Source organism: Streptococcus shenyangsis (assembly GCF_006385785.1).
GTDB classification, from domain to species: domain Bacteria; phylum Bacillota; class Bacilli; order Lactobacillales; family Streptococcaceae; genus Streptococcus; species Streptococcus shenyangsis.
The window spans coordinates 232,256-248,291 of record NZ_VFSH01000001.1; the positions used below are offsets into that span (position 1 = coordinate 232,256).

Sequence of the window (16,036 nt, forward strand, 5' to 3'; positions counted from 1 at the left end):
TTTCACAAAAAAGACCTGGAAGCACCAAGTCTTTTAAGTGAATAATAACTGACGAATCCCTGCCAAATCTTCCATATCCAAGTCGTTTTTTAAATAATAGACTGGTATCTGTTCCTTCTTATGAATCGGGTTATTTGTAACCAGCAAATCATAATGCCGAGTTCGGTCATAGGCTTCAATGGTGATAAAACGATTGTATTCCAAATACCGTTTTAAAATAGCTGCCATCCTTGAAAAGACAAGAAAACCAGATGTCAAATCCAGACCAATCCGCATATGCTGGCCACCATTTTCAGCCATATATTCGATCAACTGGAGCCATTCCCAGAAAATTTTCTTATCCAAATCCGTCCCCTGCTGAAAAGTGGGCAAGGTATGAAAAATCTCTTCTGCTGTCTCTTTAAAATCATGTTCCATCAACAAATAAGGATGACGATTCTCTAACTGGTACTTGTAGCGGTCCTGTAAAATATAGCCCTTGTATAGATAGACTTGAGCACAAAGCTGACTAAGTTCATAGGTGACATGGTCCTCTGTATAATCACCCAGCAATTCCTCCTTCTTCATTTCTTGAATCAATTGCGTCAGCAAACCTACTAATTGCCCTCCAAAACCAAGAATATACTCCATAGTATGAAGAGGAAGAATGCGATGAGACAAGAGGAAAGAGAAGAATATCATCATCTCACCATCCTCAGTTCCCAGTGGAAGGTGTTGTCCAGCGAAAAAAGACGAGGTCTTTCTGAGCAAACGAAGGTAGAAAATATTGTCAAAATACCCTCTCATTTTCTCTTCTATGACTTGAAACTGACAGGCATTGACCCGAAGACGTTGTTGACTGATGTGAGCCCAGAGAATCAAATCTAATTTCTGCCCCGAAGACAAACTTGCACCGCAGATTTCTTCTAGTGTAGCAATTTCCTGCTTTCTCTCTGGTCTCTGCATATGGTCTTCCCATTCCTGACTCGACCAGATCTTGCGTAAAAGACAGAAATAGAAATAGCGAATCTGATGCTCTGGACCTCGCCAACGTCCATTTTGGATGGATAAGTCAAATTCTGACAAAATCTGATTTAAACTAGCCAAGTGACGACCAAGCGTAGCCTCGCTAATCATCAATTCTTGAGCCAGCTGATGGGCTAAAAACTGTTGGTGGTAGAGAAGATAGACCAAAATCTGATATTTAACAGCATTTTCCAAAAACAAGCTCCGGATATCTCTCCCCTTGGTAGCTGCACCGATAGACAGACGCAGATTTTCATCTTCTAAGGATATGTTTAGCTCTAAACCACTGTCCGAAGCCTTATCATTGAGCAGGGTGACATATTTGGTTAGGGTTGCTTTTGAAAATCCTGTTTCCTCCATTACAGCCTTGACGGTCGTCTGAGACTCTTGTAATAGAAAGGAAAAGATTGAAAATTGGCCAGATTCAGCCTTTTCCATCAAATCTCCTAAATACATTTGTTACCCCTTTCATTTTCTACCTTAAGCATAGCATAAATCTTACAAATGCTGAAATAATCTGTTTCTCTTTTTATTTACCTGCTGATTTCCTGGTCCATTATCCTGAAAATCAGCAAACACACGGCTCCCCCTTTGGGCATTTTTATGCTAAAATAGTAGCTATGGATAAAATTATTAAAACTATATCAGAAAGCGGAGCCTTTCGTGCTTTTGTCCTTGACAGCACAGAAACCGTCCGCATTGCTCAAGAAAAACACCAAACCCAAGCTAGCTCAACTGTAGCGCTTGGTCGAACTCTTATCGCTAGCCAGATTCTCGCAGCCAATGAAAAAGGAAATACTAAACTAACAGTTAAGGTTCTGGGATCTAGCTCACTAGGTGCCATCATCACCGTCGCTGATACCAAGGGGAATGTCAAAGGTTACGTTCAAAATCCAGGTGTCGATATCAAAAAGACTGCAACTGGTGAAGTCCTAGTCGGACCTTTTGTTGGAAACGGTCAATTCCTCGTTATCACAGACTACGGCATTGGAAATCCTTACAACTCTATGACTCCCCTCATCTCTGGAGAAATCGGTGAAGATCTGGCCTTTTACCTGACCGAAAGCCAACAGACCCCTTCTGCTGTCGGCCTCAATGTCCTTTTAGACGAAGAAGACAAGGTCAAGGTTGCAGGTGGTTTCCTAGTCCAAGTCTTGCCGGGAGCCAAGGAAGAAGAGATTGCTCGCTTTGAAAAACGCATCCAAGAAATGCCAGCTATCTCAACGCTTCTCGAAAGTGAAGACCATATCGAAGCCCTTCTCAAGGCTATCTACGGTGACGAGACCTACAAGCGTCTTTCTGAAGAAGAAATCCGTTTCCAATGTGACTGTAGCCATGAACGCTTTATGAACGCTCTTGCCAGCCTTCCAAGCTCAGACTTACAGGAAATGAAGGACGAAGACCACGGAGCAGAAATCACTTGTCAATTCTGCCAAACCACTTACAACTTTGATGAAAACGACCTGGAGGAACTCATTCGTGACAAATCTTAATACACCTTTTATGATTGGCAATGTTGAGATTCCCAATCGTACCGTTTTAGCACCCATGGCTGGCGTGACCAACTCAGCCTTTCGTACCATTGCAAAGGAGCTCGGAGCTGGACTCGTTGTCATGGAAATGGTCTCTGACAAAGGAATCCAATACAACAACGAAAAAACCCTGCATATGCTTCATATCGATGAAGGCGAAAACCCTGTCTCTATCCAACTTTTTGGTAGCGATGAAGATAGCCTAGCACGCGCAGCAGAATTTATCCAAGAAAATACCAAGACCGATATCGTTGATATCAACATGGGCTGTCCAGTTAACAAAATCGTGAAGAACGAAGCTGGCGCTATGTGGCTCAAGGATCCAGATAAGATCTACTCTATCATCAACAAGGTTCAATCTGTCCTTGATATTCCCCTTACTGTCAAAATGCGTACCGGCTGGGCTGACCCATCTCTTGCAGTAGAAAATGCCCTCGCTGCTGAAGCTGCAGGTGTTTCTGCCCTTGCTATGCATGGTCGTACACGCGAACAAATGTATACAGGTCATGCAGACCTTGAGACCCTTCACAAGGTCGCTCAAGCTTTGACCAAGATTCCATTTATCGCCAACGGTGATATCCGTACTGTCCAAGAAGCCAAACAACGCATCGAAGAAGTTGGTGCTGACGCAGTTATGATTGGCCGCGCTGCCATGGGAAATCCTTACCTCTTCAACCAAATCAACCATTACTTTGAAACAGGAGAAATCCTCCCTGATTTGACTTTTGAAGACAAGATGAAAATCGCCTACGAACACTTGAAACGCTTGATTAACCTCAAAGGGGAAAACGTCGCAGTTCGTGAATTCCGAGGACTCGCTCCTCACTACCTCCGTGGAACATCTGGCGCTGCCAAACTCCGTGGAGCTATTTCACAAGCTAGCACTCTGACAGAGATTGAGGCTCTCTTGCAATTGGATAAGGCATAAAATGGTTCATACTGCTCTACTGATTATCGATATGCAAAAAGCATTTGATAACCCTATCTGGGGAGAACGGAACAACCCTCAAGCTGAACAACAAGCACTGAGGGTACTGGCATACTTTCGTAAACACGCTCTTCCAGTCTTACACGTTCAACACATATCTGACAATCCCCAGTCGCAATTTCATAACAAACAAAATCAGGTGTTTAAAAGTGGATTTGAGCCAGTTACTGCAGAACCTGTCTTTCAAAAAACGGTTAATAGCGCCTTTATTGGAACAAATCTTGAAACATATTTACGAACAAATCAGATTTGTCATTTAGTCGTTGTTGGTTTGACCCTGCCTCATTGTGTATCTACTACGACACGAATGGCAGCAAATCTTGGTTTTGAAGTCACTTTACTAGCAGATGCTACTGCCAGTTTTACCCTATCTAACAAAAACGGTCAGACCATCTCTCCTGAGACTATTCATGAAATTCATCTCCTTTCTCTACAAGATGAATTTGCTCAAATTCTTACTACAGAAGAATTTTTAACCCAAGTATGAGTATAAAATAATCCGTCAACTCTTATTTGAGCTGACGGATTTTCTTTGACTGTAAAATTCAAATACTGAGAGCTATTATTGACTCAAAGCAACGCTGGAAACCTTACCATCCGCTCCTGTTGTAATTTGGATGATTTTTCCTCCACCGATTTTGGCATTATACTTACCATCATCAAGAGTATAAGAATAGCCTTTGATAGAGTAATTTTCTTTCTTTCCATCAGCAGATTCTACTGTAAATTGACCGCCTGATGAAACTGTGATGGTTTCGCCATTTTCTCCCTTCCAATTGCCCGCTGCAGCTGAGAAATCACCATCTACCATGGTTAAAACACCCTTGTAGCGTTTATTTTGCTCTGCTTGCTTATCTTGAAGTTTGCGGTCAGTTGTAGAATCATAGCTTGATTGGTTAGACTGGGCTTGAGGAGCCTGAGCAGGCGTTTGTTGACTAGCTGCCTGTTGATTAGACACCTCTTGACCTTGTCTTTGTTCTGGTGCTACTTGTGATGGTGCTGCACTTGCTGAAGACTGATCAGTAGACGCCTTGGCCTGTTCAGATGAAGCTGAACTTGAAAACTTCTGAGTCTTGCTTTCTTTGCTAGCAGAAGCTGCTTTGGAGCTTGATGATTGGCTTGTCTTAGCAGAACTGCTCACTTGAGTTGTTTCCTTTTTATTTCCACAAGCTCCTAATAGTATAGTTGATGCTAATACTGTAGCTGTCATCAATTTGATATAGGTTTTCTTTTTCATTTTTCTACTCCTTTGTAATATTTTTGAAATATTGAGAAATCTTTTTGTAATATAATTGTAACATCGGGATTTAAATATGTCAACAATTTATCTAAACTATTTTAAAAATCTTAAATACTTTAGATACATTTACTCCTCCTACTCTTCTATTCGTAATAAAACAGAAAAAAATTCCTATTTTGATTAAAATTGTTTAAATCCCCTTTGTGTAATCGCTTGCATTATTGAGTGTGAAGGAATATAATAACATTGAAATAGAATATAGGAGGTGTAGGCTTATGTTAAGCAAATATTACAAGTATCTTCCTTGGTTGATTTTAGATGCTTTCGCTTCTTACGGGGCAGCTACTCATTACGCTCAAACAACATTTGATTTGTTCTTCTTAACTATCGTTTTTATGATTGTCTACGTGGCTTTATTGTATTTACACGAAACCTATTTAAAATATAAATACAAAGACTTCTTTACTCACATATTGAGTAATCCTAAGAAAGATAGCCATCCCTAAAAACAGTCGCAACAGCAAAGCAGACTAATAAAGGTAAACAAAGAGGTCGGGAACTTTGTCCCGACCTCGTTTTTTATGCAATATCAAATTTTAACTGGCCTGCTTTGACACCAATCTTAAGTGTGCTGCCTGCCACCAAATCTCCCTTAAGAAGAAGTTCTGCTAACTTGTCTTCCACTTCTGTTTGCAGGGTTCTGCGAAGTGGACGAGCTCCCATCTCTGGGTCATATCCTTGATTTGCCAATAATTTCAGTGCGGAAGCTTGTAATTTCAAGTCAATACCTTTTTCAGCCAAACTTGCTACTAAAGGTTTGACCATAATCTTCACCACTTCCTGCATATGGTCACTAGATAGGCTATGGAAGACCACCTTTTCATCAATACGGTTAATAAACTCAGGTCTATAAGCTTTTTTCAGCTCTTCGAACATGCGTTTCTCCATATTTTTCTGATCAAAACGAATATCCTTAGCCCCAAATCCAACTGTCTTGTCATCACGAAGGGCTGTCGCACCAAGGTTTGACGTCATGATGATAATGGTATTTGAAAAGTCAACCTTGCGTCCCTTACTATCAGTCAAGACACCGTCATCCAAGACCTGCAAGAGAACATTAAAGATGTCTGGGTGGGCCTTCTCTACTTCGTCAAAGAGGAGAACGGAATAGGGTTTGTTGCGAACCTTCTCGGTCAACTCCCCACCTTCTTCATAGCCCACATAGCCCGGAGGAGCTCCATTGAGACGGCTGGCTGCAAATTTCTCCATATACTCACTCATATCAAAGCGGATAAGAGCTGATTCGTCATCAAAAAGAACTTCTGCCAGAGCCTTAGCCAATTCAGTCTTACCGACACCTGTAGGCCCTAAGAACATAAAGGAACCAATCGGACGCTTATGACTGCGAATCCCTGACTGGTTGCGGCGAATGGCACGGCTAATGCTTGAAACAGCTTGATCTTGGCCGATGACACGTTTGTGCAATTCAGCTTCCAAATTCAGGTATTTCTTAGCGTCAGTCTGAGTCAGTTTTTGGACTGGAATACCTGATAAACGACTCAAGGTAGTCAAAATATCAGACTCTGTCACCAAGTCTTTATAGACAGGCACTTCCTCTTCTTTTGCTATTAGCTGGGCTGCCTGTTTCCACTTGCCATCCATCAAGGCCTTGTCAGCTGGACTCAAACCTGAATCGTCTGCTTTTACATGCTTTACCTTATTTTGCACTGTTGCTGCTGCCTCATCCAAAAGGTCGATAGCAGAATCTGGTAAGTGACGACTAGTTAAGTAACGATGGGCCATCTTAACCGCTGTTTCAACCGCTTCATCTGTGATTTGCACACGATGATGTTTCTCATAAGTCGCCTTCAAGCCTTGCAAAATGGTCATGCTGTCTGCCACACTTGGCTCTTCAATCGTCACTTTAGCGAAACGACGAGAAAGAGCTGTGTCTTTTTCAATGTGTTTTTGGTATTCTTCTTGAGTGGTGGCACCAACCGTTCTCAAAGTTCCACGCGCCAAGGCTGGTTTCAAGATATTGGCCGCATCTAGAGTTGAGTCAATCCCACTACCAGAACCCATGATAGTGTGGAGTTCATCGATAAAGAGGATGACTTGGCCATCTTCTTCAATATCCTTAATGATATTGTTCATGCGTTCTTCAAAGTCACCACGGAAACGTGTCCCTGCAACGACATTCATCAAATCCAGCTCCAACACGCGCATCTTAGCCATTTCCGCAGGTACATCACCACTAGCAATACGCTGGGCAAGACCAAGCGCCAGAGCTGTTTTCCCGACACCAGCATCCCCGACCAAGACAGGATTATTCTTGGTTTTACGGCTCAAGATTTGAATCATACGTGAGATTTCCTTGTCCCGACCGATAACTGGCTCTAACTTGCCAGAACGCGCTTGCTCTGTCAAATCATGCGTATAGTCCTCGAGACCACCGCTCGGAGTCTGGGGCATGCCCATCATATTGGCCATAGAATTTTGCTTGTCAGCTACTGTACGATGGCGTTGGCGTAAAGCCTTGAGATCTTCACGAGTCCAGCCTGCTCGTTCTTCTAAATTTCGACGAAGGGCTGCAATCTTAATCTGATCTTTCTTGTCTTCATAAGAAAAACCAGCCCTCTCCAAGATACGAGTTGCCAAGGCATTGCCATCATGCAAAATCGCATAAAGGACGTGCTCCGTCCCTAGCACCTTAGCATGGACCACTGATGCTACATACTCTGCTTCATCAAAAAGGACCTGCAAACGATGAGAAAACGGCAATTCCGTAAAGGTTTCATCCTGGCTATAGTCCGTTTCAGTCAGTTCCAAAGCGACCTCTTCTAAACGGTCCATCTCATATGGATAGTCATTTAAAGTTGCCCCTGCCACACTATAACTGTGATTGGACATGGCAATCAACAAGTGCCAAGACTCTAGATAACGAGCTCCAAAATGGCCAGCAACCATGTAGGCACTTTCGATACATTCATTCAATGCTTTTGAATAGTTCATCTTACTTCCCTTTTCTATCTACCTCTTGTATGACCTGTCGTAGCATATTAGCTCGAAGGACTGGAGCTTCTTCTCCTAAAACGCGATCCAAAGCTACTGTCATTAGCAAATTCATCTCCTGCTTGGTCATCAATTCCTGCTCAACCAAAAGTTGCAGAATATCCTCATAAATTTCTTGACTGACCCGCTCACCAATCGAGTAAAGCAAATCGCGGAGCATTTCATGATGACTAGAAAACTCAATCCTTCCTATACGAATGTATCCTCCGCCACCACGCTTACTTTCAACCAAGTAGCCTCTACTTTCCGTAAAGCGTGTCTTGATCACATAGTTAATCTGACTAGGAACAACCTGAAAGGTATCTGCCAACTGACTTCGTTGCAATTCCACAATACCAGATTGATCTAAAATCGCCTTGATGTAGGCCTCAATATGATCCGATGTATTTTTAAATCTCATTACAAACCCACCTCTCTCTTTAAACCTTGACTATCTTTGACTATACTATCATTTAACACTCTATAAGTCAAATTTTTAGAGCTCAGCCCTTGAAAATACTGACTTTCTTTAAAAACATTTAGGCATTAAAACGCCTTAGTTTTTCTTGAAAGTTCCTAAAAAAGTCCACAAAAAAGAGCCCTAAAAAGGGCGTAATATTGATGAGTTCAGCAGGCAAGAAACTAGCACGGTCAGACGTGCTTTTTTTATTACCTGGTAATATTATAGCATATCCTCTCAAACTTATATATAACCAGAATCCCGCAAAAGAAAAAGATAAAAGCATAGAGGATAGGGAAAAAGCTGTTCTTACTTTTATTTTATCAAATAGCAATATGAGAAGCAAGGATAAAAAGCCCTCAGAAATAAATCTAAGGACTTAAATAACGATGTGTTGGTTTGCTCACTTAATTAGTCTACTTAATACTATTCAATTATAGTTTACTTTGAAATGTTCTTAATCCTTTCTGTAAATTTTTGAATCGCATTCAGTTCTGCAGGTCTTAAATGAGGGTACGCCTTAGTCCTCCCCCCATTTCGTTTAATATGTCCAAATTCAAGTAAATGAGTAAGAGAGCCGTATTTAAAACTATATACGACCCAAACTCCATTTCTCACTCTTTTCTTACGCCATCCTTTTGAATATTTACCTGTTCTTTTAGGGCTAGTTTCCTTTAATTCTTTAACTGTTTCTTTAGCGACTTGCTCCGCAATTTTATCAACTTCTTCATTAACCTCTTCGCAATATTCTGCTAAAATATTTGCTAATTGTGCTGCTAAATCCATTTTCTAAAAACTCCTTCTATTTTTTTAAAATATCAACTTTTTACCCCCTTTTTGGTTGACAGCTTCCGACTTGGAAAAAGTTACCGCTCCCGGTACCTAAAATCAACGAAAATGCTTTACAAAGTGGGGGGGAGTGTCAATATCCTTTCAGTTCTATAAATCTTTTAGCGATTACTTTTCTTCGACTATTTATATAACGAGTAGTTTTATTTAGTTTCTCTGCCACGTCTTCCCAAGTCGCACCAGCTTCTAAATATCTCATTTTAAAAATGACTAGATCACTTTCAATTAAGTTTTCCATCAAGGTATCTACAACTAGTTTGAAGCCTTCTAAATATCTTAGTGTTTGGTCTTCTTCAATTCTAATGATTGTCGCTTCAGTAGGACTAGATACTGTCTTGCCTTTCCCACCAGTATAATCTTCAGCGCTATGTTTCTTATTATGTATTAGTTCCTGTCTTCTCAAATAAATTTTATTAGCAAGCGTTCTATACCGTCCTAACTCAATATCTATCCCGTCCAAGTCTCTGTTACTCAACTCGTACATAGGCAAGTACCTCCACTTAAATTTTAAAAATTTTTTATCTTGCAATTTGTCAAATTGTAAATTCTGTCAAACTGACAAAAAGCGCTAAAAGCCTTCCAACACTCCACTTATCAGGTATCATTGTTTTAAGTTTGACAACTCTTCAGTATGACAAGTTCAAGGGAAATTTCTTTAATTTATCCCCTCAGTTTCTCATATCTTACATTCTGTGAAACTCACTCCATTCTGTAAACCCCTGATATACCTTGCTTTCAAGCTATTACTTCTTTTCAGTTTATGCTTACTTTGTTATGTGAAACTTAGTAAAGCATAAAAGTAGGACTAGCGATATTTCTTTTGTTTGAGCCATATATCACTAGCCTTACTTAATTTGTTCCCTATTTTTCTAAATACTCTTTAATGTCCCGATATTCCTTAGAAAAATTCATCCATCCGCTAGAATCAGGGGTTAAGAATGGTAGGACAGTAAGCGGACTTACTTCTGTTCGATACGGCGATAGAGAATGTCTCTGACTTATTTCTCTGACTACACCTGTATGAATTTCTTCTACATCCTTCTTCAGTTCTTGAATTTCATCATATGCGTCCAAAATTCGTCTAAGTTTCTTTCGGTATTGTTTATAGATCTTCTTAGTTTCCATCCGTTGCTTAGTTTCTTTAAAAATGTATTCAAAGATGACTGCATTAGCTTCTGAAAAATCACTATCAAATTTTTCCTGAAGGCCATTAATAGCTTTTTCCATCTTTCCCAGCTGCTCTAAAGATTCTAAGTTATTTGACAAAAAAGAATCTATGTTCTCAAATGAAACTGCTTGATTGCCTAACAGGCTTTTCCTTTTTTCGCTTAACTGTTCTCGTGCTGAATTAATCTTACTTTTTTTATTATCTAGATCATCCAGTGTTTCAAATACTTGATTAATATCCATTTCTTTCTCCTAGTTCCATTGAATAAAGTAACCACAATCTGCTTCAACTTTTTTTACATCAAATCGGGTATGTAAAATCAACCGTTTCCCAAAATAGTCATTCGCATTCACCCAACTAAGTGTATCTTTCTTGCGATCAAACAAAGTAACAAAATTTTCTAGATCTCCGATAAAGCCTTTTTTGTCACCTTTGTTCCCTAATGTCGTATCATCTACAATTAAAAAGTTATCTACAAAGAATGTTTCACTTGTCCCTGTCTCTTTATCAACTTTAAGAAGATAATTTCCTGAAGTGTCTTTCATTTTGTCTAAGACATTAAATAGTGATTGACTAATAACCATAGATACATTGCGCTCTGGATTGATTAAAGAAACAATAGATTTCAAGTCGTCCATACTTGTAGCAGTCTGCACTTTCGCAGTTTGGAGAATTTTCCCAATCTCTCTATTTCGTGTTCTACGTTTTAATTTAATAATCTTCTTACCAAGAAAATCCGTTAAATTATATTGGCCATCGTCTAATTGTTCCTGTGAAAAATCAAGTTTTCCACTGAATAATTTAACTAAGTAATCAACGCTGATAGTTTTCTTTTTATCTTCTTCTGTTCTATCAACCGAATTTTCGCTAACTTCTTGTAATGAATCATATTCAAAGTCAGTTACTTCATACTTCCCGCCACGGGTACAAGTCTCAATAACATTTACTAGATCAACCAGTTCTTTACGTTGATGTTCATCTTCATAACTATCAAGGATTGGTTTTTCAATGAGTACATGATTATTTTCTACGTTCATCCCTCTAGTGTTATAACCTGTACTTCGAATATAAGCTTCTAGATTTTCTTTTTGTTTAGCTAAGTTAGTTGTCATTTTTTGCTCCTTCATCTTTTAATATCTGATTTTTGTTTATAATTTTTTCTAAAATTCTTTGCTCTTAGCTTTTCTTTTATGACTCTCCGAGCCTTTAGAATCATTTTTTCTAGATTTTGATTTGTCTTGTTTGTTAGCATATTTTTCTAGTATTTCTTGTTTCCGTTGTTCTAAGCTATCATCTTCTTTTTTACACTGAGAAAAGATTTTCTGTCTTTTATCTGGATCCATAGAAAACTTATTGGCTACTACATACCCTAAAGAAGTATCTCCTGACATCTCCCTCACCCCCTTTCTATGCAAACAAAAAGGGACATACCACTAGCATTATATGCTTACGGTATGTCCCTGAGTTGTTCTCAATAGACTTATTTTTTAGTTTCTTTTTTGACTAGATGAGTAAATTTCCCATCTGAATAGAATAAAGTTATCTCTCCAAAACTTGGAACTTTTTCTATCTCTATTATACCACATTTTTCGTAGACAACAAAGCCTTTTTCTGTTGCAAATCGCATTTTATCATCATTCATTGAAATTCTCCCCTCACTGTGTTTATAGTGTATCTCTTGTCTTTGATCGTGAAAGCCTTGAAAGTGTTCCCTTCTAAACCTTTCAAAATCCTACTTGAGTTTCTAGCATTGTATACCGTCCGCAGTTCACTACTATCTAGGTTCGTGTTGAAAATCGTAGTTTCTCGATTATTGATAATATCAAACAAGAAATCCTGTTCCCAATCGCTCTTAGGGGTTACCGTCCCATTTTTTGCCCCCAGGTCATCAATGATTAGAAAATCAACATCAACAAGCTTTTTAACCGCCTCATACTCTGTTAAGTTTGCATTTCTTCCATAAGCCCAGCCTTCTTTTATCTGCTTGATAATCTCGGTTAAGCTGACAAACAAGACGCTCTTAGGCTCGTTCTTCTCTCTGAAGCTCTCATTGATTTCTTTGGCCAGGGCAAGAGATAAATGACTTTTTCCTATTCCTGTGCTACCGCTGATTAAAGTATTTCCCGTCATACCTGCAAGGTACTTCTGGGCTTGCCCCTTTACAAACTCTAACATCTGACTCTCCTCTGTCGTCTTAACAAAGAAATTATCAAACGTTGCCCCCTTCAACTCGTTAGGAATCGTACTATCACGCATTAAGACATCATAAGTTTTAAAGTAAGCTTGCCTGTCCTCGAACTGCTGTAATAAGTCTTGCTCTTTTTGTTTAATCTCTCCCTTTACACACTCTGGGCAAAATGCTTGTAGTTTTCTTTCTGAACTCCCTAACACTGGTACAGAAATTTCCCAATAATTTACCTGGTGAATATCGCAAACTGTATCTGATATTTTTCTGTTATTAAATTCTTTAAATTGTTCCTTCATCTTCGCAACTCCTAAAATGGTAGATCTGGGAAGTTATCTTCAGATTTCCCTCTTATTGTTTTAGGCTTTTGATTCAAATAACCGTCAAACTTAGATCCGAAAAGTGTTTCAGGTCTCAGATATTTAGAAAATTCAGGACTATCCTTCCATTCTGCCGTTTTAATATCTATCACCTGTTTAAAATCTTCAAGTGTATAGCCTTCTTTGAATCGTGCTAGTAAAAGCCTTTTAGTCTTGTCAACAAATTTATATCTCTTGTTAGCTACTTGATTCAGATAAGCAATAGGAACCCAAAGTTCTTTATGTTTTGTTTTCTCTAAATCTTTTATAGCTGTTTCTTCAAGCCAAGTAGGAAAAGTGAAGTCGGGATTTCCCGACAATATATTATCTAAATATAAATTATTACTCTTACTATTAACTCTATTCTCTTTCTCTATCTCTGTTGGACATGAGTTGGAAATAGTCTTTTTATTTTGGACATTCTCCAATTTTGGTAAATTTTGACTATTTTTTCTTTGGTCTCGCTTGTATTTTGCCCAATTTGTTTCACTCTCAACCATGGCTTTTGCTTGTGATAATGTAGCATGGCCATCATCGTCTATCTGAATCAGTCCACATTTTGTAAAATATGCAACTGTCATATTTATATCATCTTCAGAAACATCAAGTTTTAAAGCTAATTCCTGTACCAAGCTATCAAAATATCCTTCATAGTACAAAATACAATCATCTTCTAAACTTTCCAACATAAGACGGATATAAATAACTGTCATAGTGTAGCCACCAGGCATATTTTTAAGTCGTTTAATAAAAAGATTATCAAAAAACTTCTTGTCAACTTTTAACCAAAAATATATTTTAGTCTTTGCCATCATCTACCCCCAAAAACTTTAAAACGTCTGAGATTTTATAATACGCTTTTCTAGTATCTTCAATAGGCGGTATATACTGTGGTAGTCCCGCACCTTCCCATTTTATCAAGGTTTTATCTCCTATGCCCAGTTCTTCCTTTAGTTCCACCTTGCTGATCAAATCTAATCTTTTTTGAGGTACTTTCTCATGGCTTTTTAAATACCGTTCCACTGCTTCCAAAATCTTAGACTTTAAATCTTCAATCATTTTTTCAAACATCTTAGTACCCCCATGGCTTAACCGCTGCAAGCTGAATATATCGCCCATAATCAGGGTTTAAATCTTCGCTATATGTTTCTGTTATCTGTGTACTTTCTCGCTCAATTCGGGCGCTTTTTTGGCGGTCTAGGTGGTTTAGATAGATTAGTAAACCAATAGCTACCACAATAAAGATAACCGCCTGTATGTTGGTTAAATCTAACTCATTCATGTTTTATCCCCTTTCTATAGTCATTAGCCTGTTGAGTATGTTCTGAAATGAGTTGGTTCATAGCTTGGATTACTGTATTTAGTAAAGCTGATGATTGTTTACTGTCTTCCATACTAGCCATTTCTAAGACTAGTAGAGTATCAGTTAACTGACAACAAAGCCCCTCATAATCTACTAGAACATCATTTGTATTTACTGTCATATTATTTCCTTTTCTTTTGCCTTTTCTTATACAGGTTTCCACCCACTCCAAACGCTGGGCGATTGCCCCAAGTTGGCGAACGCTTGTAGCGGTGTTTCATGAGTAATTACCCATCTTTCAGCTAAACAAGGCCTTAGAATCACCCTGTCAGCGCTTGATTTCAAAACCTTTTCTAATTGCTTGCCTGCTCTTCGGTTTTTCGTTTGTATTTGATAAAATAGCTGTTTTCTGCTATAATCGGAGCATAGAAAAAATTTCTATATCCTTAATCTTGTCGCTTGCTCTCCTCGGTCAAAATTTGAGCAAGTGATTTTTTTATTTTCTTTTTGCATGATTACTACCTGACTTTGGTTTATAAAGCAAGTCTTTACTTTCGATAAGATCCAGAATCCAGCTGAATCCCTGCTCCACCGTTTCAAGAAATGCGCCCAGGTCTTCACTGTCCAAGTTCTCGTAGTTCATACAAAGATATTCGGCTAGTTGTCTGTCTTTCTCAACTAGCTTTTTAAAATCCTTGGGATACTTAGGAATTTCTAATCCCTTGGCATTTGTAACTGTCTTAAAATCATTTTCCATTTTCTATACTCCTATACTTTAAAAATTAATTCCTTAATTTCTGAATATCCCCTATTCAAATTAATCATAGCTATTGCCATATCTTCCAAACGTTGATAGTTTGTCAGTTCTGCACTTGTCAAGCCATCAATGCCGTTCTTACTTTCTCGCTCCTTCATGAGTTGCGCTTTATTCTTCCCTGTCGCTCCCTTTAGCAGTAAGTTTGTAAGGGTACTATAGGCATGCTTGGGGGCTTTCTCCCATGTTTGAATAGCTTCGGTTAAGGTCTTGCGCTTTGGCTTTTCCAGTTCCCTTTGAAGATAGCGTTTAGAAAGTTCATCACGCATTTCAAAGAATGCTTTGACTAGGTTCATTTTGAATTGCCGTACTGGTTCGGTATTCTTTAGATAAGTGATCAGCAAGGTTGCCTGTTGCTCATTCAGAAGATAGATTTTTTTCGGTTGCCCTCTCTTATCTAATTTATGGATTTTAAATCCAAGTATTCCCAACGCTTCAAAATCAGCTTTATTGTCTCTGACTAAGCGTGTAATAGTATGGTGCTGTACTTCAGCACATTCAGCGATAATCTCGCTCGTAGTATACGGCTCTTTCTTGCCGTCCATGTAAACCAGTTCCATTGGTTCACTCCTTTCTTCTTTTGTCAGTGCTTGCCACCTAAAACAGTACCAAGGTAAAGCATTAAGGTAGGGTAAAATCGGAGAATATGAACCCCTACAAACCCTTGATACTGCTATAGGTAGCAAGCAAATTACACTAGCGAATATTTAGCTAGATCTGTTTATCAATCCCCAGTGGTAAAGCACCACATGAGAAATCTGTAAATGTAGAGTAGTATTGCGATTAGTTCGCTCCTTTCTAATAGTCTTTGGCAAGCCATTCCATAACACTAGCATATATTCTTTTGGGCGCTTTATAATCTCCCTTCAAAATTTTAGGAACTGTTCTAGACGCTACACCAATTTCTAGAGCTAGTTCATAATTTTTTAGTTGCAAATCAGCTTTTTTCCTTCTTAATGCTTTCGCCTGTTCTTGTGTGATAAGCATTTTTCTTTCTCCTTTCCCTTTTTTTATTCTCATTTCAAGAACAAATTGATTATATAATCTTATTTTGAGAATGTCAAGCATTTTTGTTCTTTTTT

At 38.8% G+C, this 16,036-nt stretch carries 22 protein-coding genes; 4 read left to right on the forward strand and 18 right to left on the reverse strand.

The annotated features are described in order from the left end of the window. Positions 1-33: 33 nt before the first annotated feature. Positions 34-1,461, reverse strand: a complete 1,428-nt coding sequence (locus FJR77_RS01195; RefSeq protein WP_140833983.1) for a helix-turn-helix domain-containing protein — start codon at positions 1,459-1,461, stop codon at positions 34-36. 164 nt (positions 1,462-1,625) lie between these two features. Between FJR77_RS01195 and hslO the strand changes: the two genes are divergently transcribed. From hslO to FJR77_RS01210, 3 genes are read left to right on the forward strand one after another with little or no spacing between them, the layout of a single operon-like run. Next, positions 1,626-2,498: an Hsp33 family molecular chaperone HslO gene (gene hslO / locus FJR77_RS01200; protein WP_140833981.1), complete on the forward strand. Its 873-nt coding sequence runs from the start codon at positions 1,626-1,628 to the stop codon at positions 2,496-2,498. Further along, a complete protein-coding gene (gene dusB, locus FJR77_RS01205) occupies positions 2,485-3,465 on the forward strand; it encodes a tRNA dihydrouridine synthase DusB (RefSeq protein ID WP_162927899.1) in 981 nt (326 codons plus the stop codon). The genes hslO and dusB overlap by 14 nt, the downstream gene beginning before the upstream one ends. A gap of 1 nt (position 3,466) precedes the next feature. Continuing rightward, the gene (locus tag FJR77_RS01210) at positions 3,467-4,012 is read left to right on the forward strand and encodes a cysteine hydrolase family protein (RefSeq protein WP_140833978.1); all 546 of its coding nucleotides are present in this window, start codon (positions 3,467-3,469) and stop codon (positions 4,010-4,012) included. 75 nt (positions 4,013-4,087) lie between these two features. On the opposite strand, the gene FJR77_RS01215 is transcribed toward FJR77_RS01210, so the two are convergent. Further along, a complete protein-coding gene (locus tag FJR77_RS01215; protein ID WP_140833976.1) occupies positions 4,088-4,762 on the reverse strand; it encodes a hypothetical protein in 675 nt (224 codons plus the stop codon). A 278-nt stretch (positions 4,763-5,040) separates the two neighbouring features. Here FJR77_RS01215 and FJR77_RS10245 point away from each other — a divergent pair, with 278 nt between their 5' ends. Further along, on the forward strand, positions 5,041-5,271 hold the full coding sequence (locus FJR77_RS10245) for a hypothetical protein (protein ID WP_140833975.1): 231 nt from the start codon (positions 5,041-5,043) through the stop codon (positions 5,269-5,271). A 73-nt stretch (positions 5,272-5,344) separates the two neighbouring features. Here the strand turns inward: FJR77_RS10245 and FJR77_RS01225 are convergent, their stop codons facing one another. The 16 genes from FJR77_RS01225 to FJR77_RS01300 form a co-directional block, all read right to left on the reverse strand. Continuing rightward, a complete protein-coding gene (locus tag FJR77_RS01225) occupies positions 5,345-7,777 on the reverse strand; it encodes an ATP-dependent Clp protease ATP-binding subunit (RefSeq protein WP_140833973.1) in 2,433 nt (810 codons plus the stop codon). A 1-nt stretch (position 7,778) separates the two neighbouring features. Further along, positions 7,779-8,237 carry a CtsR family transcriptional regulator gene (locus tag FJR77_RS01230; RefSeq protein WP_140833971.1) on the reverse strand — a complete coding sequence of 153 codons (459 nt, stop codon included), beginning with the start codon at positions 8,235-8,237 and terminating at the stop codon, positions 7,779-7,781. Positions 8,238-8,717: 480 nt separating this feature from the next. Beyond that, entirely contained in the window at positions 8,718-9,062 is a 345-nt protein-coding gene (locus FJR77_RS01235; RefSeq protein WP_004261968.1) for an HK97 gp10 family phage protein, read from the reverse strand. 136 nt (positions 9,063-9,198) lie between these two features. Further along, a complete protein-coding gene (locus tag FJR77_RS01240; protein ID WP_061864797.1) occupies positions 9,199-9,609 on the reverse strand; it encodes a DUF722 domain-containing protein in 411 nt (136 codons plus the stop codon). Positions 9,610-9,986: 377 nt separating this feature from the next. Further along, a complete protein-coding gene (locus FJR77_RS01245) occupies positions 9,987-10,535 on the reverse strand; it encodes a hypothetical protein (RefSeq protein WP_094752986.1) in 549 nt (182 codons plus the stop codon). 9 nt (positions 10,536-10,544) lie between these two features. Continuing rightward, positions 10,545-11,405, reverse strand: coding sequence for a phage major capsid protein (locus FJR77_RS01250; protein ID WP_094752985.1), 861 nt, complete (start codon positions 11,403-11,405; stop codon positions 10,545-10,547). 48 nt (positions 11,406-11,453) lie between these two features. Then, on the reverse strand, positions 11,454-11,684 hold the full coding sequence (locus FJR77_RS01255; protein WP_004261935.1) for a hypothetical protein: 231 nt from the start codon (positions 11,682-11,684) through the stop codon (positions 11,454-11,456). Between the two features lie 89 nt (positions 11,685-11,773). Next, positions 11,774-11,935 carry a hypothetical protein gene (locus FJR77_RS10125; RefSeq protein ID WP_162837499.1) on the reverse strand — a complete coding sequence of 54 codons (162 nt, stop codon included), beginning with the start codon at positions 11,933-11,935 and terminating at the stop codon, positions 11,774-11,776. Then, positions 11,932-12,777, reverse strand: coding sequence for an ATP-binding protein (locus FJR77_RS01260; RefSeq protein WP_094752984.1), 846 nt, complete (start codon positions 12,775-12,777; stop codon positions 11,932-11,934). The genes FJR77_RS10125 and FJR77_RS01260 overlap by 4 nt, the downstream gene beginning before the upstream one ends. An 11-nt stretch (positions 12,778-12,788) precedes the next feature. Beyond that, positions 12,789-13,649, reverse strand: a complete 861-nt coding sequence (locus tag FJR77_RS01265) for a conserved phage C-terminal domain-containing protein (protein ID WP_140833969.1) — start codon at positions 13,647-13,649, stop codon at positions 12,789-12,791. Continuing rightward, positions 13,636-13,908: a hypothetical protein gene (locus tag FJR77_RS01270; RefSeq protein WP_049490554.1), complete on the reverse strand. Its 273-nt coding sequence runs from the start codon at positions 13,906-13,908 to the stop codon at positions 13,636-13,638. Before FJR77_RS01270 ends, FJR77_RS01265 begins: the two co-directional genes overlap by 14 nt. A gap of 1 nt (position 13,909) precedes the next feature. Beyond that, a complete protein-coding gene (locus tag FJR77_RS01275) occupies positions 13,910-14,119 on the reverse strand; it encodes a hypothetical protein (protein ID WP_140833967.1) in 210 nt (69 codons plus the stop codon). Further along, positions 14,112-14,321, reverse strand: coding sequence for a hypothetical protein (locus FJR77_RS01280; protein ID WP_049509650.1), 210 nt, complete (start codon positions 14,319-14,321; stop codon positions 14,112-14,114). Before FJR77_RS01280 ends, FJR77_RS01275 begins: the two co-directional genes overlap by 8 nt. Before the next feature lie 315 nt (positions 14,322-14,636). Next, positions 14,637-14,897: a hypothetical protein gene (locus FJR77_RS01290; RefSeq protein ID WP_140833965.1), complete on the reverse strand. Its 261-nt coding sequence runs from the start codon at positions 14,895-14,897 to the stop codon at positions 14,637-14,639. A gap of 11 nt (positions 14,898-14,908) precedes the next feature. Continuing rightward, positions 14,909-15,514 (reverse strand): Rha family transcriptional regulator, encoded by a 606-nt coding sequence (locus FJR77_RS01295; protein WP_140833964.1) that lies wholly within the window; start codon positions 15,512-15,514, stop codon positions 14,909-14,911. A 238-nt stretch (positions 15,515-15,752) separates the two neighbouring features. Beyond that, entirely contained in the window at positions 15,753-16,022 is a 270-nt protein-coding gene (locus tag FJR77_RS01300; protein ID WP_000884271.1) for a hypothetical protein, read from the reverse strand. Positions 16,023-16,036 lie beyond the last annotated feature (14 nt).